This window comes from Pseudomonas sp. TMB3-21 (genome assembly GCF_054898145.1).
Map to the genome: position 1 here is coordinate 2,673,248 of NZ_CM142718.1, position 20,321 is coordinate 2,693,568.

17 protein-coding genes and 1 other RNA gene are annotated in these 20,321 nt (G+C 60.2%); 17 read left to right on the forward strand and 1 reads right to left on the reverse strand.

Annotation, left to right across the window (positions count from 1 at the left end; translation table 11 throughout):
* The first annotated feature begins 52 nt into the window (after positions 1 to 52).
* From rnpB to lpxC, 17 genes are all read left to right on the forward strand, one after another.
* Positions 53 to 406: RNase P RNA component class A (gene rnpB / locus ACYZTS_RS12375), an RNA gene on the forward strand.
* 354 nt (positions 407 to 760) lie between these two features.
* Positions 761 to 1,216 (forward strand): division/cell wall cluster transcriptional repressor MraZ, encoded by a 456-nt coding sequence (gene mraZ, locus ACYZTS_RS12380; RefSeq protein ID WP_008147486.1) that lies wholly within the window; start codon positions 761 to 763, stop codon positions 1,214 to 1,216.
* Positions 1,213 to 2,160 carry a 16S rRNA (cytosine(1402)-N(4))-methyltransferase RsmH gene (gene rsmH, locus ACYZTS_RS12385; RefSeq protein ID WP_461996163.1) on the forward strand — a complete coding sequence of 316 codons (948 nt, stop codon included), beginning with the start codon at positions 1,213 to 1,215 and terminating at the stop codon, positions 2,158 to 2,160. Before mraZ ends, rsmH begins: the two co-directional genes overlap by 4 nt.
* On the forward strand, positions 2,157 to 2,450 hold the full coding sequence (gene ftsL, locus ACYZTS_RS12390; protein ID WP_028620375.1) for a cell division protein FtsL: 294 nt from the start codon (positions 2,157 to 2,159) through the stop codon (positions 2,448 to 2,450). Before rsmH ends, ftsL begins: the two co-directional genes overlap by 4 nt.
* Entirely contained in the window at positions 2,450 to 4,189 is a 1,740-nt protein-coding gene (locus tag ACYZTS_RS12395) for a peptidoglycan D,D-transpeptidase FtsI family protein (RefSeq protein WP_461996426.1), read from the forward strand. The genes ftsL and ACYZTS_RS12395 overlap by 1 nt, the downstream gene beginning before the upstream one ends.
* Complete coding sequence (locus ACYZTS_RS12400) at positions 4,189 to 5,652, forward strand: UDP-N-acetylmuramoyl-L-alanyl-D-glutamate--2,6-diaminopimelate ligase (protein WP_461996165.1); 1,464 nt, start codon at positions 4,189 to 4,191, stop codon at positions 5,650 to 5,652. Before ACYZTS_RS12395 ends, ACYZTS_RS12400 begins: the two co-directional genes overlap by 1 nt.
* Positions 5,645 to 7,012: a UDP-N-acetylmuramoyl-tripeptide--D-alanyl-D-alanine ligase gene (locus ACYZTS_RS12405; protein WP_028620372.1), complete on the forward strand. Its 1,368-nt coding sequence runs from the start codon at positions 5,645 to 5,647 to the stop codon at positions 7,010 to 7,012. The genes ACYZTS_RS12400 and ACYZTS_RS12405 overlap by 8 nt, the downstream gene beginning before the upstream one ends.
* The gene (mraY, locus tag ACYZTS_RS12410) at positions 7,012 to 8,094 is read left to right on the forward strand and encodes a phospho-N-acetylmuramoyl-pentapeptide-transferase (protein WP_028620371.1); all 1,083 of its coding nucleotides are present in this window, start codon (positions 7,012 to 7,014) and stop codon (positions 8,092 to 8,094) included. The genes ACYZTS_RS12405 and mraY overlap by 1 nt, the downstream gene beginning before the upstream one ends.
* A gap of 5 nt (positions 8,095 to 8,099) precedes the next feature.
* On the forward strand, positions 8,100 to 9,446 hold the full coding sequence (gene murD, locus ACYZTS_RS12415; RefSeq protein ID WP_461996167.1) for a UDP-N-acetylmuramoyl-L-alanine--D-glutamate ligase: 1,347 nt from the start codon (positions 8,100 to 8,102) through the stop codon (positions 9,444 to 9,446).
* Positions 9,443 to 10,660 (forward strand): putative lipid II flippase FtsW, encoded by a 1,218-nt coding sequence (gene ftsW, locus ACYZTS_RS12420; RefSeq protein WP_150580598.1) that lies wholly within the window; start codon positions 9,443 to 9,445, stop codon positions 10,658 to 10,660. The genes murD and ftsW overlap by 4 nt, the downstream gene beginning before the upstream one ends.
* A complete protein-coding gene (gene murG, locus ACYZTS_RS12425) occupies positions 10,650 to 11,720 on the forward strand; it encodes an undecaprenyldiphospho-muramoylpentapeptide beta-N-acetylglucosaminyltransferase (RefSeq protein WP_461996169.1) in 1,071 nt (356 codons plus the stop codon). Before ftsW ends, murG begins: the two co-directional genes overlap by 11 nt.
* Positions 11,713 to 13,173 carry a UDP-N-acetylmuramate--L-alanine ligase gene (gene murC, locus ACYZTS_RS12430; protein ID WP_461996170.1) on the forward strand — a complete coding sequence of 487 codons (1,461 nt, stop codon included), beginning with the start codon at positions 11,713 to 11,715 and terminating at the stop codon, positions 13,171 to 13,173. The genes murG and murC overlap by 8 nt, the downstream gene beginning before the upstream one ends.
* On the forward strand, positions 13,170 to 14,138 hold the full coding sequence (locus tag ACYZTS_RS12435; protein WP_461996172.1) for a D-alanine--D-alanine ligase: 969 nt from the start codon (positions 13,170 to 13,172) through the stop codon (positions 14,136 to 14,138). Before murC ends, ACYZTS_RS12435 begins: the two co-directional genes overlap by 4 nt.
* Before the next feature lie 3 nt (positions 14,139 to 14,141).
* Positions 14,142 to 15,011, forward strand: coding sequence for a cell division protein FtsQ/DivIB (locus ACYZTS_RS12440; protein WP_028620365.1), 870 nt, complete (start codon positions 14,142 to 14,144; stop codon positions 15,009 to 15,011).
* Positions 15,012 to 15,026: 15 nt separating this feature from the next.
* Positions 15,027 to 16,286, forward strand: a complete 1,260-nt coding sequence (gene ftsA, locus ACYZTS_RS12445; RefSeq protein WP_461996174.1) for a cell division protein FtsA — start codon at positions 15,027 to 15,029, stop codon at positions 16,284 to 16,286.
* Between the two features lie 74 nt (positions 16,287 to 16,360).
* Positions 16,361 to 17,554: a cell division protein FtsZ gene (gene ftsZ / locus ACYZTS_RS12450; RefSeq protein WP_028620363.1), complete on the forward strand. Its 1,194-nt coding sequence runs from the start codon at positions 16,361 to 16,363 to the stop codon at positions 17,552 to 17,554.
* Between the two features lie 112 nt (positions 17,555 to 17,666).
* Complete coding sequence (gene lpxC, locus ACYZTS_RS12455) at positions 17,667 to 18,578, forward strand: UDP-3-O-acyl-N-acetylglucosamine deacetylase (RefSeq protein ID WP_028620362.1); 912 nt, start codon at positions 17,667 to 17,669, stop codon at positions 18,576 to 18,578.
* A gap of 178 nt (positions 18,579 to 18,756) precedes the next feature.
* On the opposite strand, the gene ACYZTS_RS12460 is transcribed toward lpxC, so the two are convergent.
* Positions 18,757 to 20,259: a diguanylate cyclase gene (locus ACYZTS_RS12460; protein WP_461996176.1), complete on the reverse strand. Its 1,503-nt coding sequence runs from the start codon at positions 20,257 to 20,259 to the stop codon at positions 18,757 to 18,759.
* Positions 20,260 to 20,321: the final 62 nt, after the last annotated feature.

Here is a 20,321-nt window from a genome sequence, read left to right on the forward strand (position 1 = left end):
AAGGCGTTTAGCGCTTGTTCTTCAGCCGCTCTGCCGTTAACCTTCGCGGCGGAGAGTCGATCGGACAGTCGCTGCCTTCTATGAAAATTAGGGGGGGGAGGAAAGTCCGGGCTCCATAGGGCGAAGTGCCAGGTAATGCCTGGGAGGCGTGAGCCTACGGAAAGTGCCACAGAAAATAACCGCCTAAGCGCTTCGGCGCCGGTAAGGGTGAAAAGGTGCGGTAAGAGCGCACCGCACGTCTGGCAACAGTTCGTGGCTAGGTAAACCCCACTTGGAGCAAGACCAAATAGGGTCCCAAGGCGTGGCCCGCGCTGGGACCGGGTAGGTTGCTAAAGATGTCCAGTGATGGCCATCGTAGACGAATGACTGTTCAAGACAGAACCCGGCTTACAGATCGACTCTCCACCTTTTTTCTTCTCTGCTTCAATCAGTTGCAGCGATGTGCGTAGTGGCTACTCCCCTCCCTGCTGAATCACTAGCAGAAGCGCCTTTGTAATACCGAAAAAATCTTACACTTCACAAACTACTTTAACTTCTGAGTGCAGCTTCCCGTGCTGACTCAAGTTATTGCTCCGATTTGCCCGTCAGAATGTCGTTACCTCTCCTAATACGCTGCTAAATCTCAGTTCTATAAGGCTTTTCCTTCTATCCGCGCCTTGACGGTGCGGTAGCCGCATTCCTATAGTGTGCGCAAGTGGCGGAAAGTGGCATGAAGTGGGTTTTTTGAACGTAAAACGCTAATATTTGGAGAAACGCTGACGTGTTTCGCGGAGCCAACGCAATCAGTCTCGATGCAAAGGGCCGTCTCGCTATGCCGAGCCGGTACCGTGACGAGCTCGTTTCGCGTAGTTCCGGTCAGCTAATCGTGACGATTGATGCCGTTGATCCATGTTTGTGCGTTTACCCCCTCGATGAGTGGGAAATTATCGAAACCAAACTGCGCGCACTGCCTTCGCTTCGCGAAGAGAACCGTCGCCTGCAACGTTTATTGATTGGTAATGCCGTCGACCTCGAGCTCGATGGCAGTGGTCGTTTTCTGGTTCCACCGCGTTTGCGCGAATACGCCAAGCTGGATAAGCGCGCGATGCTGGTAGGCCAACTGAACAAGTTCCAATTGTGGGACGAAGATGCCTGGGATGCGGTTTCTGCCGCTGACCTGGCTGCCATACAACAACCAGGCGCCATGCCTGATGAACTGCGTGATTTGATCCTGTGACTATTGATAGCGGCTTTAACCACATCACCGTACTGCTTGACGAAGCCGTCGAGGCTCTCGCCGTACGTCCTGATGGCTGCTATCTGGACGGCACGTTCGGGCGCGGCGGACACAGCCGGCTGATCCTCAGCCAGCTCGGTCCCGATGGTCGGTTGCTTGGATTCGACAAGGATCCTCAAGCGATTGCCACCGGGCAAACGCTAGCGGCCGAAGACGGCCGCTTTGTCGTTGTGCAGCGCAGCTTTGCCGAGCTGGGTTCGGAAGTGGCCGAGCGCGGTCTTGCCGGAAAGGTCAGCGGTATTTTGCTGGATCTCGGCGTGTCGTCGCCGCAGCTCGATGACCCTGAGCGCGGCTTCAGTTTTCTCAACGACGGCCCGCTGGATATGCGCATGGACCCGTCCCGTGGCATCAGCGCTGCCGAGTTCGTCAACACCGCACCGGTGGAAGAAATCGCCCGGGTGTTCAAGGAATACGGCGAAGAACGTTTCTCCGGGCGCATGGCCCGTGCCGTTGCCGAACGTCGCGACATCAAGCCTTTTGAGCGCACCGGCGATCTGGCCGAAGTGCTCAAAGTTGCCAACCCTGCGTGGGAAAAGGGCAAGAACCCGGCCACCCGCGCGTTCCAGGGTCTGCGCATCCACGTCAACAATGAGCTCGGCGATCTGGAAGCAGGCCTCGAAGCTGCAATGGACTGCCTGGAAATCGGCAGCCGTCTGGTGGTCATCAGCTTCCACTCGCTGGAAGACCGCATCGTCAAATTGTTCATGCGCAAACTGGTGAAAGGTGAAGCCGACAACCTGCCGCGCAATCTGCCGGTTCGTCACGTCGCCTTTGAGCCGAAAATCAAAGTCCATGGCAAAGCGCAGTCCGCCTCCGAGGCCGAACTCAAAGCCAACCCACGTTCCCGTAGCGCCGTCATGCGCGTCGCGGAGAAGTTGCGGTGAGCAAGTTGTTCGCCAAGCCACTCCCAGGCGGAAGCTTTTTCATGCTGCTGTTGTTCGTCGGCGTGCTCGTTTCGGCGATCGGCGTGGCGTATAGCGCGCACTGGAATCGTCAGCTGTTGAACTCGCTATACAGCGAATTGAGCGTGCGCGACAAAGCGCAGGCGGAGTGGGGCCGGTTGATTCTCGAACAGAGCACCTGGACCGCGCACAGCCGCATCGAAGTACTGGCCACCGAGCAATTGAATATGCGCATTCCCGGCGCCGCTGAAGTGCAGATGGTGGCGCCATGATGAAACTCGAAGGCGCACTGTTCCCATGGCGGTTTCGCCTGGTGGTGGGTTTGCTCGGCGTGATGGTCGCGGCGATCTGCTGGCGCATCATCGACTTGCAAGTGGTCGACCGCGCCTTCCTCAAAGGCCAGGGCGATGCGCGCAGCGTGCGTCATATTCCGATTCCGGCTCACCGTGGTCTGATCACCGACCGTAATGGCGAGCCGTTGGCCGTGAGTACTCCGGTCACCACCCTGTGGGCCAACGCCAAGGAGATGCAGCAGGCCAAAGAAAAATGGCCAGCCCTCGCGGCGGCATTGGGGCAGGACCCAAAAGCCCTGTCCGAGCGCCTTCTGGCGCAGGCCAACAAAGAATTCATTTATCTGGTACGCGGACTTACCCCCGAGCAGGGCCAGGCGGTGCTTGATCTGAAAGTGCCGGGCGTTTACGGCATTGAAGAATTTCGGCGTTTCTACCCAGCGGGTGAAGTGACCGCGCACATGGTCGGATTTACCGACATCGACGATCATGGGCGCGAAGGCGTCGAGTTGGCCTATGACGAATGGCTTGCCGGCGTGCCCGGCAAACGCCAGGTCATCAAGGATCGGCGCGGTCGACTCATTAAAGATGTGCAGGTCACCAAAAACGCCAAGGCCGGTAAGCCCTTGGCGTTGTCGATTGACCTGCGCCTGCAATACCTGGCGAACCGCGAACTGCGTAACGCGATCATCGAGAACGGTGCCAAGGCTGGCAGCCTGGTGATCATGGACGTCAAGACTGGCGAGATTCTCGCCATGGTCAACCAGCCGACCTACAACCCGAATAACCGTCGCAACCTGCAGCCGGCGATGATGCGTAACCGCGCGATGATCGACGTGTTCGAGCCGGGCTCGACCATGAAAGCGATCTCCATGAGCGCCGCGATCGAAACCGGCCGCTGGAAACCTACTGACACGGTCGACGTTTACCCGGGTACTTTGCAGATTGGCAAATACACCATCAAGGACGTGTCGAAAAGTGAAGGGCCGGTGCTTGACCTGACCGGTATTCTGATCAATTCCAGTAACGTCGGCATGAGTAAGGTCGCGTTCGATATCGGCGGGGAAACCATTTTCCGTCTCGCGCAAAAAGTCGGCCTCGGCCAGGACACCGGTCTCGGTTTCCCTGGTGAACGCGTCGGCAACCTGCCGAATTACCGCGAGTGGCGCAAGGCTGAAACGGCCACGCTGTCTTACGGCTACGGGATTTCCGTGACCGCGATTCAGTTGGTGCATGCATTCTCGGCGCTGGCCAACAACGGTCGCCTCGCACCGTTGACATTGATCAAAACCGACAAGATTCCGCAATCCACTGAAGTGCTGCCTGAAGCCGTGGCCAAAACCATGCAGACCATGCTGCAACAAGTGATCGAAGCGCCGCGCGGTGTGTTCCGTGCACAGGTGCCGGCTTATCACGTCGGCGGCAAATCGGGTACTGCGCGCAAGACGTCGGTTGGCACTAAAGGCTACGCCGAGAATTCCTACCGTTCGCTGTTCGCCGGGTTCGGCCCGATGAGCGATCCGCGCTACGCCATCGTAGTGGTGATCGATGAGCCGACCAAGGCCGGTTACTACGGTGGTCTGGTGTCCGCACCGGTATTTAGCAAAGTGATGTCCGGGACCTTGCGTCTGATGAACATCACGCCGGACAACCTGCCGCCTGTGCAACAGGCCAATGCAGCACCGGTCGTTCCACTGAAAGCCAATGGAGGGCGCGGCTGATGTCTCTGAGTCTGAACAAGATTTTCGCCCACGCCGGTCGCGATCTGTTGATCCGCGAGCTGACCCTGGACAGTCGCAACGTGCGCGCCGGTGACCTGTTTCTTGCCGTCCCTGGCGGCAAGTTCGATGGTCGTGCGCATATCGTCGATGCGTTGCAGCGCGGGGCTGCCGCCGTGGCTTATGAAGTCGAAGGCGCGACCGTGCTGCCGATCACCGATGTGCCGTTGATTCCGGTGAAAGGCCTGGCCGCGCAGCTGTCCGACATCGCTGGGCGTTTCTATGGTGATCCGAGCCGCCATCTGAATCTGGTCGGTGTGACCGGCACCAACGGCAAAACCAGCGTTACGCAGCTGGTTGCGCAAGCACTGGATTTGCTTGGCCAGCATTGCGGCATTGTCGGCACGCTGGGCACCGGTTTCTACGGCGCACTGGAAAGCGGCCTGCACACCACGCCTAACCCGATCGCCGTGCAAGCGACCCTTGCCGACCTGAAAAAGGCCGGCGCCAAAGCCGTGGCGATGGAAGTGTCCTCCCATGGTCTGGATCAAGGTCGCGTCACTGCGCTGGCGTTCGATGTGGCCGTAATGACCAACCTGTCCCGTGATCATCTGGACTATCACGGGACCATGGCGGCTTATGGCGAAGCCAAGGCCAAGCTGTTTGCCTGGAATGATTTGAAATGCCGCGTGGTCAACCTCGACGACGCGTTCGGCCGGCAGTTGGCCGCCGACAAGCGCGAATCGCGCCTGATCACGTACAGCCTCGAAGACAGCAGCGCTTATCTGTATTGCCGCGACGCACAGTTCGATGACGAAGGCGTGCGCGCCACGTTGGTGACCCCTCAAGGCCAGCATCATTTGCGCAGCACCTTGCTCGGTCGTTTCAACCTGAGCAACGTGCTGGCGGCGATTGGCGCCTTGCTCGGTCTGGATTACGCGCTGGACGAAATTCTCAAAGTGCTGCCAAAACTCGAAGGCCCGGCCGGTCGCATGCAGCGTCTCGGCGGCGGCACTCAGCCTTTGGTGGTGGTCGATTACGCCCATACCCCGGATGCGCTGGAAAAAGTATTGATGGCTCTGCGCCCTCACGCCAAGGGCCGGTTACTGTGCCTGTTCGGTTGCGGCGGCGATCGCGATCGCGGCAAGCGACCGCTGATGGCTGAAGTGGTCGAGCGTCTGGCCGACGGTGTATTGGTGACCGATGACAACCCGCGCACGGAAGACCCGGCCGCGATCTTTGACGACATCCGCACCGGTTTCAACGCTGTGGATAAAGTCGATTTCGTCGCTGGCCGTGGGGCGGCGATTGCCAAGCTGATTGCCAGCGCGTCGGCGGACGACGTGATCGTGCTGGCCGGCAAAGGCCATGAGGACTACCAGGAAATCAATGGCCAGCGTCAGGCCTTTTCCGATCTGGTCGAGGCCGATCGAGCCTTGACCGCATGGGAGGTGGCTCATGCTTAAGGCTTTGCAGCTGAGCGAATTGACCGGCGCATTGAATGCTCGCCTGGTTGCCGATGACGCCACGTTCAATGGCGTCAGCATCGACAGCCGCGCGATCGTTGCCGGCCAACTGTTTATTGCACTGACCGGCCCGCGCTTCGATGGTCATGACTATCTGAACGACGTGGCGAGCAAAGGCGCGGTCGCAGCGCTGGTCGAGCGTGAAGTCGCCGACAGCACGCTGCCGCAACTATTGGTCAAGGATACCCGTATGGCTCTGGGCCAGTTGGGTGCGATGAACCGCTCGGCCTTCACCAGCCCGGTTGCGGCAATCACTGGTTCCAGCGGCAAGACTACGGTCAAGGAAATGCTCGCGAGCATTCTGCGCACGCGTGGCCCGGTGCTGGCCACCCGTGGCAACCTGAACAACGACCTCGGCGTACCGCTCACCTTGCTCGAACTGGCGCCGGAACACACTGCCGCCGTGATCGAGCTCGGTGCATCGCGCCTCGGCGAAATCGCCTACACCGTGGCCATGACCAAACCGCACGTGGCCGTGCTTAACAATGCCGGGACTGCCCATGTCGGCGAATTCGGCGGCCCGGACAAAATCGTTGAAGCCAAAGGCGAGATCATTGAAGGACTGGCGGCCGATGGCGTCGCCGTGCTCAATCTGGACGACAAGGCATTCGACATCTGGAAGACCCGCGCAGCCGGTCGCCAAGTGCTGACATTTGCCCTGAGCAATGTCAGCGCCGACTTTTACGCCAGTGACCTGGACCGCGACGCTCGCGGCTGCCCGGCATTCAATCTGCACAGTCCTGAAGGTGTGGAGCGCGTTCAACTCAACCTGCTCGGCACCCATAACGTTGCCAACGCCTTGGCCGCAGCCGCTGCCGCGCATGCCTTGGGCGTGTCGCTGTTCGGCATCGCCACCGGACTCGGCGCGGTGCAACCGGTCAAGGGCCGCACCGTCGCGCAGCTGGCCAGCAATGGCATGCGCGTGATCGATGACACTTACAACGCCAACCCGACGTCCATGTGCGCCGCCGTTGATATACTCGCCGGCTTTTCCGGCCGCACCGTCCTGGTGCTCGGGGATATCGGCGAATTGGGCGACTGGGCTGAACAGGGCCACCGCGACGTGGGCGAATACGCCCACGGCAAGGTATCCGCGCTGTATGCCGTCGGACCCATGATGGTCCACGCCGTGAACGCTTTTGGTGAACAGGCTCGTCACTTCGCCACGCAGGCTGAACTGATCAAAGCCCTGAAAGCCGAGCAAGACACCAATACCACCATTTTGATCAAGGGCTCGCGCAGCGCTGCGATGGAAAACGTCGTCGCCGCTTTGTGCGGGTCCAGTCTGGAGAAACATTAATGCTGCTGCTGCTAGCGGAGTATCTGCAACAGTTCCACAAAGGCTTCGCGGTCTTTCAGTACCTGACCCTGCGCGGGATTCTCGGTGTGCTGACCGCGCTGGTCTTGTCGCTGTGCTACGGCCCGTGGATGATCCGCACCCTGCAGAACCGTCAGATCGGCCAGTCTGTTCGCAACGATGGTCCGCAATCGCACCTGTCCAAATCGGGCACGCCGACCATGGGCGGCGCGCTGATCCTGTCGTCCATCGGCGTCAGCACCTTGCTTTGGGCCGACCTGAGCAACCGTTACGTCTGGACCGTGTTGCTGGTGACTTTGCTGTTTGGCGCCATCGGCTGGGTCGATGACTATCGCAAGGTGATCGAGAAGAACTCCCGCGGCCTCCCGAGCCGCTGGAAGTATTTCTGGCAATCGGTGTTCGGTTTGGGCGCCGCGATCTTCCTTTATATGACGGCTCCTTCGGCGGTGGAAACCACCCTGATCCTGCCGATGCTCAAGGACTACAGCATTCCGCTGGGCGTCGGTTTTGTGGTGCTGACCTACTTCGTGATTGTCGGCTCGAGCAACGCGGTCAACCTGACTGACGGCCTCGACGGCCTGGCGATCATGCCGACCGTGATGGTGGGCGGCGGTCTGGGGATTTTCTGCTACCTGTCCGGTAACGTGAAATTCGCCGAATACCTGCTGATCCCGTATGTCCCGGGCGCGGGCGAGCTGATCGTTTTCTGCGGTGCGCTGATCGGCGCAGGCCTGGGCTTTCTCTGGTTCAACACTTACCCGGCGCAAGTCTTCATGGGCGATGTCGGCGCACTGGCGCTGGGCGCGGCCTTGGGCACGATCGCGGTCATCGTTCGCCAGGAAATCGTCCTGTTCATTATGGGCGGCGTGTTCGTAATGGAAACCCTGTCAGTCGTCATTCAGGTTGCTTCCTTCAAGCTGACCGGTCGCCGCGTGTTCCGCATGGCACCGATTCATCACCATTTTGAACTCAAGGGCTGGCCCGAGCCGCGTGTGATCGTCCGTTTCTGGATCATCACCGTCATTCTCGTACTGGTTGGCCTTGCCACCCTGAAGCTGAGGTAGAACGAGTGTCTCTGATCGCTTCTGACCACTTCCGCATCGTTGTCGGCCTCGGCAAGAGCGGCATGTCCCTGGTTCGCTTCCTGGCGAACCGGGGCACGTCGTTTGCCGTCGCCGATACGCGGGAAAATCCACCGGAACTGGCCACGCTCAAGCGTGACTATCCGCACGTGGAAGTGCGTTGTGGCGAGCTGGATGTCGAGTTTCTGTGCCGTGCCGACGAACTCTACGTGAGCCCCGGCCTGGCGCTGGCGACTCCGGCCCTGCAGGCTGCTGCCGCCCGTGGTGTGAAATTGTCCGGCGACATCGAGTTGTTTGCGCGTAACGCGAAAGCACCGATTGTTGCGATCAGCGGTTCCAACGCGAAAAGTACGGTCACCACAATGGTCGGCGAGATGGCTGCCGCGGCTGGCAAGCGTGTTGCTGTCGGCGGCAATCTCGGTGTGCCGGCGCTGGATCTGCTCAGCGACGACGTCGAGCTGTACGTGATGGAGTTGTCGAGCTTCCAGCTGGAAACCACTGAACACCTTGGCGCCGAAGTCGCCACTGTGCTCAACATCAGCGAAGACCACATGGACCGCTACAGCGGCCTGCCGGCCTATCATCTGGCCAAGCACCGGATTTTCCGTGGTGCCAGGCAGTTTGTGGTCAACCGTCAGGATGCGCTGACGCGTCCATTGATGGGCGAGGGCCAGCCGTGCTGGACCTTCGGTCTGAGCCAACCGGATTTCAAGGCGTTTGGTATCCGTGACGAGAATGGCGAGAAATACCTCGCCTTCGAATTCCAGAACCTGATGCCGGTCCGTGAACTGAAAATCCGTGGCGCGCATAACCAGTCCAATGCTCTGGCGGCCTTGGCGCTGGGCCATGCGGTCGGGCTGCCATTCGACGCCATGCTCACCAGCCTGCGCACGTTTGCCGGGCTTGAACATCGCTGCCAGTGGGTCCGTGATCTGGATGGCGTCAATTATTACAACGATTCCAAGGCCACCAACGTCGGCGCCGCATTGGCCGCCATCGAAGGCCTGGGTGCAGATATCGAAGGCAAGGTCGTGTTGATCGCCGGTGGCGACGGCAAGGGCGCTGAATTCAATGATCTGCGTGAACCGGTGGCGGCCAACTGCCGCGCCGTGATCCTGATGGGACGCGACTCCGACCAGATTGGTCAGGCCCTCGGCGACGCCGTGCCGCTGATCCGCGTCGCTTCGCTGCTCGAAGCCGTGGAGCAATGCCGCGCCGCTGCGCAACCGGGCGACGTGGTGCTGTTGTCGCCGGCTTGCGCCAGTTTCGACATGTTCAAGAACTACGAAGATCGCGGACATCAATTTGTCCGCGTCGTGGAGGACTTGGCATGAGCCTGGCCAACATCATCAAACCGTATCCTTCGCCGCTGATCACCGGGCGCGGTATCGACCTCGATTTCCCGATGCTCGCTGGCTGCCTCGCGCTGCTGGGTCTTGGCCTGGTCATGATTGCCTCGGCCTCGACCGAAGTGGCCGCCGTGCAGTCGGGCAGTGCGCTTTATTACATGATCCGCCACTTGATTTACGTGGTGCTGGGCCTGGGTGCCTGCATCGTCACCATGATGATCCCGATCGCCACCTGGCAGCGCCTGGGCTGGCTCATGCTGATCGGTGCGTTCGGTTTGCTGGTGATGGTGATCATCCCGGGCATCGGGCGGGAAGTGAACGGTTCGATGCGCTGGATCGGCTTCAGTTTCTTCAACGTGCAGCCTTCCGAGATCGCCAAAGTGTTCGTGGTGATCTACCTCGCCGGCTACCTGGTGCGTCGTCAGAAAGAAGTGCGCGAAAGCTGGATGGGCTTCTTCAAGCCGTTCATCGTGCTGCTGCCGATGGCAGGCCTGCTGCTGATGGAGCCGGACTTCGGGGCCACCGTGGTCATGATGGGCGCCGCTGCGGCGATGCTGTTCCTCGGTGGGGTCGGGCTGTTCCGCTTCCTGCTGATGGTCGTGCTGGCGGTGGGTGCAGTTGTCTTGCTGATTCAGATGCAGCCGTATCGAATGGCGCGTCTGACCAACTTTGCCGACCCGTGGGCCGATCAGTTCGGTGCCGGCTATCAATTGTCTCAAGCATTGATCGCCTTCGGCCGCGGTGAATGGTTGGGCGTCGGCCTGGGCAACAGCGTGCAGAAGCAGTTCTATCTGCCGGAAGCGCACACCGACTTCGTGTTCTCGGTACTGGCTGAAGAGCTGGGTGCATTGGGTTCGCTGTTGACGGTCGCGTTGTTCACTTTCGTCTGTATTCGCGGCATGTACATCGGCTATTGGGCGGAGAAGGCCAAGCAGTTTTTCGCGGCCTACATCGCCTATGGCTTGTCGTTCCTGTGGATCGGCCAGTTCCTGATCAACATCGGTGTGAACGTCGGCCTGCTGCCAACCAAAGGCCTGACGCTGCCGTTCCTCAGTTATGGCGGTAGTTCGCTGGTGATCTGCTGTGCCTGTCTCGGCTTGTTACTGCGCATCGAATGGGAGAGTCGAACCCATTTGGGCAGTGAAGAGATGGAGTTTCAGGAGAGTGACTTTGCCGAGGAGCCGACCCATGGGCGCTAACGTGCTGATCATGGCGGGCGGCACCGGTGGCCACGTGTTCCCGGCGCTGGCCTGTGCCCGCGAGTTCCAGTCGCGCGGTTACACCGTGCACTGGCTCGGTACGCCGCGCGGTATCGAGAACGACCTGGTCCCGGCGGCTGGCATTGAGCTGCACCGGATCAACGCCAGCGGCTTGCGTGGCAAGGGCAAATTGTCCCTGCTCAAGGCGCCGCTGATGTTGCTCAAGTCGGTCTGGCAGGCGCGGGCGATCATTCGTCGGCTGCGGCCGGTGTGCGTAGTCGGTTTTGGCGGTTATGTGACCGGTCCTGGCGGCGTTGCAGCCAGACTGGCCGGTGTGCCGGTGATCGTGCACGAACAGAACGCCGTGGCCGGTACCGCCAATCGGTTGCTGGTGCCGTTGGCCGCCCGGGTCTGTGAAGCGTTCCCCGACACCTTTACCCTGTCGAACAGCCGTCGAACCACCGGCAATCCGGTGCGCACCGAGCTGTTCCTCGAAACACTGCGACCAGCCCTGGCCGGTCGCAAGGCGCGTTTGCTGATCCTTGGCGGAAGCCTGGGCGCAGAACCGTTGAACAAATTGCTGCCTGAAGCCCTGTCGCATGTCGCCTTCGACCTGCGCCCGGAAGTGTTCCATCAGGCCGGCAGAAACCACGATGAAGTGACTGCAGAGCGCTATCGCGCGGCTGGCGTCGAGGCGCAAGTGCAGCCTTTCATCAAAGACATGGCCCACGCTTATGGCTGGGCCGACCTGGTGGTGTGCCGTGCCGGCGCACTGACCATCAGTGAACTGGCCGCCGCCGGTCTGCCCTCGATGCTGGTGCCTTTGCCCCACGCGATCGACGATCACCAGACCCGCAACGCCGATTATTTGGCCCGTGAAGGCGCAGCCTTCCTGATGCCACAAAGAACGACTGGCGCAGCGGATCTTGCCGCACGCCTGACAGAGGTCCTGATGCAACCACAACGACTCACCGACATGGCGAACGCGGCCCGCCGCCTGGCCAAACCCGATGCCACCCGTAACGTGGTCGATACCTGCCTGGAGGTGGCCCATGGTTGAGAATCAGAAAGCCATTCCACAGCCGGAAATGCGCCGCATCCGTCGCATCCACTTCGTCGGCATCGGCGGCGTGGGCATGTGCGGGATCGCCGAAGTGTTGTTGAACCTGGGCTACGAAGTGTCCGGTTCCGACCTCAAGGCTTCCCCAGTCACCGAGCGCCTCGAATCGTTCGGCGCCACCATTTATATCGGTCACCGAGCCGAGAACGCCGCGACCGCCGATGTGCTGGTCACGTCGAGTGCCGTCAACACCTCCAACCCGGAAGTCGCCACTGCGCTGGAACGCCGTATTCCGGTGGTGCCTCGCGCCGAGATGCTGGCCGAACTGATGCGCTATCGCCACGGCATCGCCGTTGCCGGTACGCACGGCAAAACCACCACCACCAGCCTGATCGCTTCGGTGTTCGCGGCCGGTGGCCTGGACCCGACGTTCGTGATCGGTGGCCGCTTGAACGCAGCGGGCACCAATGCCCAGCTCGGAACCAGCCGGTACCTGATTGCTGAAGCCGACGAAAGCGATGCCAGTTTCCTGCACCTGCAACCTTTGGTAGCCGTGGTCACGAACATCGACGCCGATCACATGGCGACCTACGACGGTGACTTCAACAAGCTGAAGAAAACCTTCGTCGAGTTCCTCCACAACCTGCCGTTCTACGGTTTGGCAGTTGTGTGCCTGGACGACCCGGTCGTTCGCGAAATCCTCCCGCTGGTCAAACGGCCGGCCGTGACTTACGGCTTCGGCGATGACTGCGACGTGCGCGCAATCAATGTGCGTCAGCAAGGCATGCAGACTTTCTTTACCGTGCTGCGCCCTGATCGCGAACCGCTGGATGTGTCGGTCAACATGCCGGGCAATCACAACGTATTGAATGCGCTCGCGACCATCTGCATCGCCACCGACGAGGGCGTCAGCGATGAAGCCATCGTTCAGGGCCTGTCCGGGTTCCAGGGCGTCGGTCGTCGCTTCCAGGTGTACGGCGAACTGCCGGTCGAAGGTGGCAACGTCATGTTGGTCGATGACTACGGTCATCACCCGACCGAGGTCGCCGCAGTGATTCAGGCCGTGCGCGGTGGTTGGCCGGATCGCCGGCTGGTGATGGTTTACCAGCCGCACCGTTATAGCCGCACCCGCGATCTGTACGACGATTTCGTCAATGTACTGGCTGATGCCAACGTACTGTTGCTGATGGAAGTCTACCCGGCCGGCGAAGAGCCGATCCCGGGTGCCGACAGCCGCAAACTGTGCAACAGCATTCGTCAGCGCGGTCAGCTCGACCCGATTTACATCGAGCGCGGTGTCGACCTCGCGCCGCTGGTCAAGCCGCTGCTGCGTGCCGGCGACATCCTGCTGTGTCAGGGCGCCGGCGATATCGGCGGTCTCGCACCAAAACTGTTGAAAAGTCCGTTGTTTGCCGGCGCTGTTGCCGCGCCAACCGTGGGGAAGTTGAAATGACTGCTGCTTACGCCAACCTGTTCTCCACGATTGCACCGAAAGATTTCGGCCGCGTCGCCGTGCTGTTCGGCGGCAAGAGTGCTGAACGCGAAGTGTCGCTGAAGTCCGGTAACGCGGTGCTCCAGGCGCTGCAGGGCGCGGGCGTGGATGCGTTCGGCCTGGACGTGGGCGATGACCTGCTGCAGCGTTTGCTTGCGGAAAAAATCGATCGCGCCTTCATCATTTTGCACGGTCGTGGTGGCGAAGACGGCAGCATTCAGGGCTTGCTCGAATGCGTCGGCATTCCGTACACCGGCAGCGGCATCCTGGCGTCAGCGCTGGCGATGGACAAGCTGCGGACCAAACAGGTCTGGCACAGCCTCGGCATTCCGACGCCACGTCACGCGGTATTGACCAGCGAGGCGGATTGTATTTCGGCAGCGACGGAACTGGGCTTCCCGATGATCGTCAAACCCGCCCATGAAGGTTCAAGTATCGGTATGGCCAAAGTGACGTCCACGTCCGAATTGATCGAGGCGTGGAAAGCGGCCAGTACCTACGATTCGCAAGTGTTGGTCGAGCAATGGATTCAAGGTCCGGAGTTCACCATCGCCACCCTGCGTGACCAGGTGTTGCCTCCGATTGCCCTGGGTACGCCCCACACTTTCTACGACTACGACGCCAAGTACGTGGCTTCCGATACGCAGTACCGGATCCCGTGCGGGCTCGACAGCGACAAAGAACAGGAACTGATGGACCTCACGGCGAAAGCCTGTGAGGCGCTGGGTATCGCCGGTTGGGGCAGGGCAGACGTCATGCAGGACGCCGATGGGCAGTTCTGGTTCCTCGAAGTCAACACCGCACCGGGCATGACCGATCACAGCCTGGTGCCGATGGCGGCCCGTGCCGCCGGTCTGGATTTTCAGCAACTGGTTCTGGCCATTCTGGCCGCCGGTTTTGCTGGCAACAGCGAGGCGCGAGGGTAAGACATGCAAGGCGCTCAGCTGCGACATCAGCCCCCTCCAGTACCCGGCCGCAAGCCGGTGCCTCGGGGTGCCAGCCGAATGGTGGCGAAAGAGCCGATGTCCGCGCGCCTGCCGAAAGCCAATTTTGGTTTTCTCAAAGCCTTGTTCTGGCCGGTGCTGTTGGTCGCGCTGGGGTTTGGTACTTACGAAGGTGCGCAGCGTTTGTTGCCGTATGCCGATCGGCCGATCTCCAAAGTCGCGGTGCAGGGCGACTTGAGTTACATCAGCCAGCAAGCGGTGCAGCAGCGGATCGCACCGTTTGTGGCGTCGAGCTTCTTCACCATCGACCTGGCGGGCATGCGCACCGAGCTGGAACAGATGCCATGGATCGCCCACGCCGAAGTGCGCCGGGTGTGGCCGGATCAAGTAGTGATCCGCCTTGAGGAACAGCTGCCGGTGGCGCGTTGGGGCGATGAGTCGCTGCTCAACAACCAGGGTCAGGCGTTTACTCCGCGTGAGCTGGCGAATTACGAACACCTGCCGCAACTGTTCGGCCCCCAACGGGCCCAGCAGCAAGTGATGCAGCAATACCAGGTCCTGAGCCAGATGCTCAGGCCGTTGGGCTTCTCGATTGCGCGTCTGGAGTTGCGTGAGCGAGGCAGCTGGTTTTTGACCACCGGTGCCGGCAGTTCGGGCCCGGGGATCGAACTGCTGCTGGGACGCGGCAAGCTGGTGGAAAAGATGCGCCGTTTCATCGCCATCTATGACAAGACACTTAAAGAACAGATTACGAACATTGCGCGCATCGATCTGCGCTACGCCAACGGCCTCGCTGTTGGCTGGCGGGAACCTGCAGCGCCCACGACAGATCAACCCGCTGTCGCGAAGAATTAAGAAGAGGCAGGACCCATGGCAAACGTGCAAAGCGGCAAAATGATCGTCGGTCTCGATATCGGCACCTCCAAGGTGGTGGCGCTGGTAGGCGAGGTTTCGGACGACGGCACGCTGGAAATCGTCGGTATCGGTACCCATCCGTCCCGTGGCCTGAAGAAGGGCGTGGTGGTGAACATCGAGTCCACCGTGCAGTCGATCCAGCGCGCGATCGAAGAAGCGCAGCTGATGGCCGGTTGCCGGATTCACTCGGCGTTCGTTGGCGTGGCGGGCAATCACATCCGCAGCCTGAACTCCCACGGCATCGTCGCGATTCGTGATCGCGAAGTCAGTTCTGCCGACCTTGAGCGTGTGCTCGATGCCGCCCAGGCTGTGGCGATCCCGGCCGACCAGCGTGTGCTGCACACCCTGCCGCAGGATTATGTGATCGATAACCAGGAAGGCGTTCGCGAGCCCTTGGGCATGTCCGGCGTTCGTCTGGAAGCCAAGGTTCACGTGGTCACCTGCGCCGTCAACGCTGCGCAGAACATTGAAAAATGCGTGCGCCGCTGCGGTCTGGAGATCGACGACATCATTCTCGAGCAGCTGGCTTCCGCGTATTCGGTACTGACCGACGACGAGAAGGAGCTGGGCGTGTGCCTGGTGGACATCGGCGGCGGCACCACCGACATCGCGATCTTCACCGAGGGTGCGATTCGTCACACCGCCGTGATCCCGATTGCGGGCGATCAGGTGACCAACGACATCGCCATGGCGTTGCGCACCCCGACCCAGTACGCCGAAGAAATCAAGATTCGCTATGCCTGCGCCCTGGCCAAGCTGGCCGGCGCCGGTGAAACCATCAAGGTGCCAAGCGTTGGCGACCGTCCGCCCCGCGAGCTGTCCCGTCAGGCCTTGGCCGAAGTGGTCGAGCCGCGCTATGACGAGCTGTTCACACTGATTCAGGCCGAGCTGCGTCGCAGCGGTTACGAAGACCTGATCCCGGCCGGCATCGTGCTGACTGGCGGTACTTCGAAAATGGAAGGCGCCACTGAACTGGCCGAAGAGATCTTTCACATGCCGGTACGCCTGGGCGTGCCGCATGGCGTCAAGGGCCTGGATGACGTGGTGCGCAACCCGATTTATTCCACCGGCGTTGGCCTGTTGATGTACGGCCTGCAAAAGCAGTCCGACGGGATTTCGTTCTCGGGCATCGGCAGCCGCGACAGCTACAGCAACGAAGAACCGAAAGCCGCCTTGCTCGATCGCATCAAGAGCTGGGTACAAGGCAACTTCTAAAGATTTATGCAACACCGCAAGACCGCAACAAACGCAGTAGGCGAAAAAACTAGAGAACGTAAAGGAGAGGGAAAATGTTCGAACTCGTAGACAACATCCCCGCAAGCCCGGTCATTAAAGTTATCGGTGTTGGCGGAGGCGGCGGCAACGCTGTCAATCACATGGTCAAGAGCAACATTGAAGGCGTTGAATTCATCTGCGCCAACACTGATGCCCAAGCGCTGAAGAGCATCGGCGCGCGGACCATCCTGCAACTGGGTACCGGCGTGACCAAAGGTCTAGGCGCTGGCGCCAACCCTGAAGTAGGTCGTCAGGCCGCTCTCGAAGATCGTGAGCGCATTGCCGAAGTCCTGCAGGGCACCAATATGGTGTTCATTACAACCGGCATGGGCGGTGGTACCGGTACTGGTGCTGCGCCGATCATTGCCGAAGTGGCCAAGGAAATGGGGATTCTCACCGTTGCGGTGGTGACTCGTCCGTTCCCGTTCGAAGGTCGCAAGCGTATGCAGATCGCCGACGAAGGTATTCGTCTGCTGTCGGAAAGCGTCGACTCGTTGATCACCATTCCCAACGAGAAGCTGCTGACCATCCTTGGTAAGGACGCGAGCCTGCTGTCGGCTTTCGCCAAGGCTGACGATGTACTGGCCGGTGCCGTTCGCGGTATCTCCGACATCATCAAACGTCCAGGCATGATCAACGTCGACTTCGCTGACGTACGCACCGTGATGAGCGAAATGGGCATGGCGATGATGGGCACTGGCTGCGCCAGCGGTCCGAACCGTGCACGTGAGGCCACCGAAGCGGCCATTCGCAATCCGTTGCTGGAAGACGTGAACCTGCAAGGTGCACGCGGCATTCTGGTGAACATCACCGCCGGTCCTGACCTGTCCCTGGGTGAGTACTCCGACGTGGGTAGCATCATCGAAGCTTTTGCTTCCGAGCACGCGATGGTCAAGGTCGGTACCGTTATCGATCCGGACATGCGCGACGAGCTGCACGTCACTGTCGTTGCCACCGGTCTGGGCGCGAAAATCGAGAAGCCTGTGAAGGTCATCGACAATACCGTTCACACGTCCATGCCATCGCAACCGCAACAGCAGGCGCCTGCCCGTCAAGAGCAATCGCCAGTGAACTACCGTGATCTGGACCGTCCGACCGTCATGCGCAACCAGGCTCAGGCCGGTGCTGCGACTGCCGCGAAGATGAATCCGCAAGATGACCTGGACTACCTGGACATCCCGGCATTCCTGCGTCGTCAGGCTGATTGATGGAATGTATCAGGGCTATGAAGGTGATTGGTGTTCAGCAAAGGCGTGGTCTGCTATCATCGCCAGCCTTTGTTGATACCAGTTCGCAATTTGCGCTGAAGCGGCCCAAGCCATGATTAAACAACGCACACTGAAAAATATTATCCGTGCCACAGGTGTAGGCCTGCACTCCGGGGAGAAGGTCTACCTGACCCTCAAGCCAGCGCCTGTCGACACCGGCATCGTGTTTTGTCGTGCCGACCTCGACCCTGTGGTGCAGATCCCTGCCCGCGCGGAAAACGTTGGTGAAACCACGATGTCGACCACATTGGTCAGTGGTGACACCAAGGTGGATACGGTGGAGCACTTGCTCTCGGCCATGGCTGGCCTGGGCATCGATAACGCCTACGTCGAGCTCTCCGCGTCCGAAGTCCCGATCATGGATGGTAGCGCTGGACCCTTCGTATTTCTGATTCAGTCGGCCGGCCTGGAAGAACAGGACGCCGCCAAGAAATTCATCCGCATCCTGCGTGAAGTGACAGTGGAAGACGGCGACAAGCGCGCCACTTTCGTCCCTTTCGAAGGTTTCAAGGTGAGTTTCGAGATCGATTTCGATCACCCGGTTTTCCGTGACCGCACACAAAGTGCAAGCGTGGATTTTTCCAGTACTTCGTTCGTGAAAGAAGTCAGCCGCGCCCGTACCTTTGGTTTCATGAGTGACATCGAGTACCTGCGCAAGCACAACCTCGCACTCGGCGGCAGCGTTGAAAACGCTATTGTGGTCGACGCGGATGGCGTACTGAACGAAGACGGTCTTCGCTATGAAGACGAATTCGTGAAGCACAAGATCCTCGATGCAATTGGTGACCTCTACCTACTGGGCAATAGCCTGATTGGTGAGTTCAAGGGCTTCAAGTCCGGACATGCATTGAACAACCAGCTGCTGCGCAAGTTGATTGAGCAGACAGATGCTTGGGAAGTCGTGACTTTCGAAGACGCCAGCGCTGCACCGATCTCTTACATGCGTCCAGTTGCGGCCGTGTAAGTAAAAACCTCTCTAGTTTTTAAAGGCTGCCTCCGGGTGGCCTTTTTTTATATCTGGCGGAAAGTCATGAAGTGCCTGTTCGGACGCCATCGCGACCAGGCGCGCTCCTGCATTTGGCCCTCGATCCCCTGTGGGAGCGAGCCTGCTCGCGATGAGGCCAGTCGATTCGCTGAAGAGCTCACGGCGTAGCCACCACCCGGTTCCGCCCGCGTTCCTTGGCCTGATACAACGCCTTGTCCGCCGCAAACAGCAACTGCTCCAGACTCACATCGTTGGCAGTCGTCCACGTGCTCAGTCCGATACTGACCGTCACTGGCGACTCCACACCCGCTGCAAACGGTAGCTGCTCCACCGCCCCTCGAATATGTTCGGCAATCTGTTGCGCCCCTGCGCTGTCGGTTTCGGCCAATACCACCGAAAACTCTTCACCGCCGTAACGGGCGACCATGTCGGCCGGCCTTCGCACATTATCGGAAATCACCTTGGCGATCGCGCGCAAGGCATCGTCGCCGGCCTGATGGCCGTGCTGATCGTTAAAGGCCTTGAAGTGATCGGCGTCAATCATCAGCAGTGACAACGGCTGGCCGGAGCGCTGCGCCCGGAACCACTCGTGACGCAGGGTCAGGTCGAGGATTCGCCGATTTGCCACACCGGTCAGCGCATCGGTGGCCGCCAGTTGCGCCAGCTCCTTCTCGGCATGGCGGCGCAAGCGTAGCTCCCGGCAGAGCAAGCCGCTCAGCCACAGCAGACCGATACAGAGCACGCCAGTGGCGCCGCTGATGACGATCGCAGTGCGCTTCCAGGTGCCAAACACTTCGTCGCCGGACAGGGCGACGATCACGGTCAGCGGCAGATTGCCTACCCTGGCAAAGGTGTACAGACGCCGCTGGGCATCGATGCTGGAAACGCTGTCGAAACTGCCATTGCCGTCGCGCAGGATGCGCTCGACGTTGGGCCGCTTGGCGAAGCTCTTGCCAATGGCATCGTTCTCCAGGTTAGGCTTTTGCGCGAGCAGAATACCGTCGGCATTGATGATGCTCAGCGTGCTGCCAGTGCCGATGTCGAGGCTGTTGAAGAGCTGATCGAAGTAGCTCAATCGCATCGAGGCTACGGCCACACCGAGAAAGCCTCCCATGGAAGTGGAAATACGGCGGCTGAAGGTGATCCGCCATTCACCGTTGAGCTCACACTCGCACTGCAGCTTGAACGGTGGGCTGATGAACATGCGGGTGTCTGGCCTGGCGGCATGCTCAAGGAAAAAATCCCGCTCGGCGTAGCTGCCCGTTCCGGGCTCGATGGCCGACGAGTCCGCGAGCACCTGGCCGTGCGGGTCCAGCAGGAGAACGTCGCCCTTGAAACGGGCCGTCGTCGAACGGTCGAACAACGCCATATGGCGGATCTGCGGGGATACCTGTTTGAGGTCATCGCGCCGGGCAGCAGCGATCAGACCCTGCAGAGTGAGGTCATAGAGCTCGATCGTGCGCAGGACATCGGCGTTGATCAACTGGACGATTGTGGTAGCGCTGCGGGTAGCCGCCTGCTGGGCGTTGGCATGTTCACGGATCAACAGGAAAGTGACGATGCACAGAATCGCAATCACGGTCAGCGTGCTAACGAGCATCACCATCAACTCAGGTAGCCGGGTCTTGCCTGAAACGTAGGTAGGGTGATATGCGGTCATCGGGACACTGTCTGCATGAGCGATCAACGACAAAAAGCCAGCAAACGCGCTGGCCTTTCACT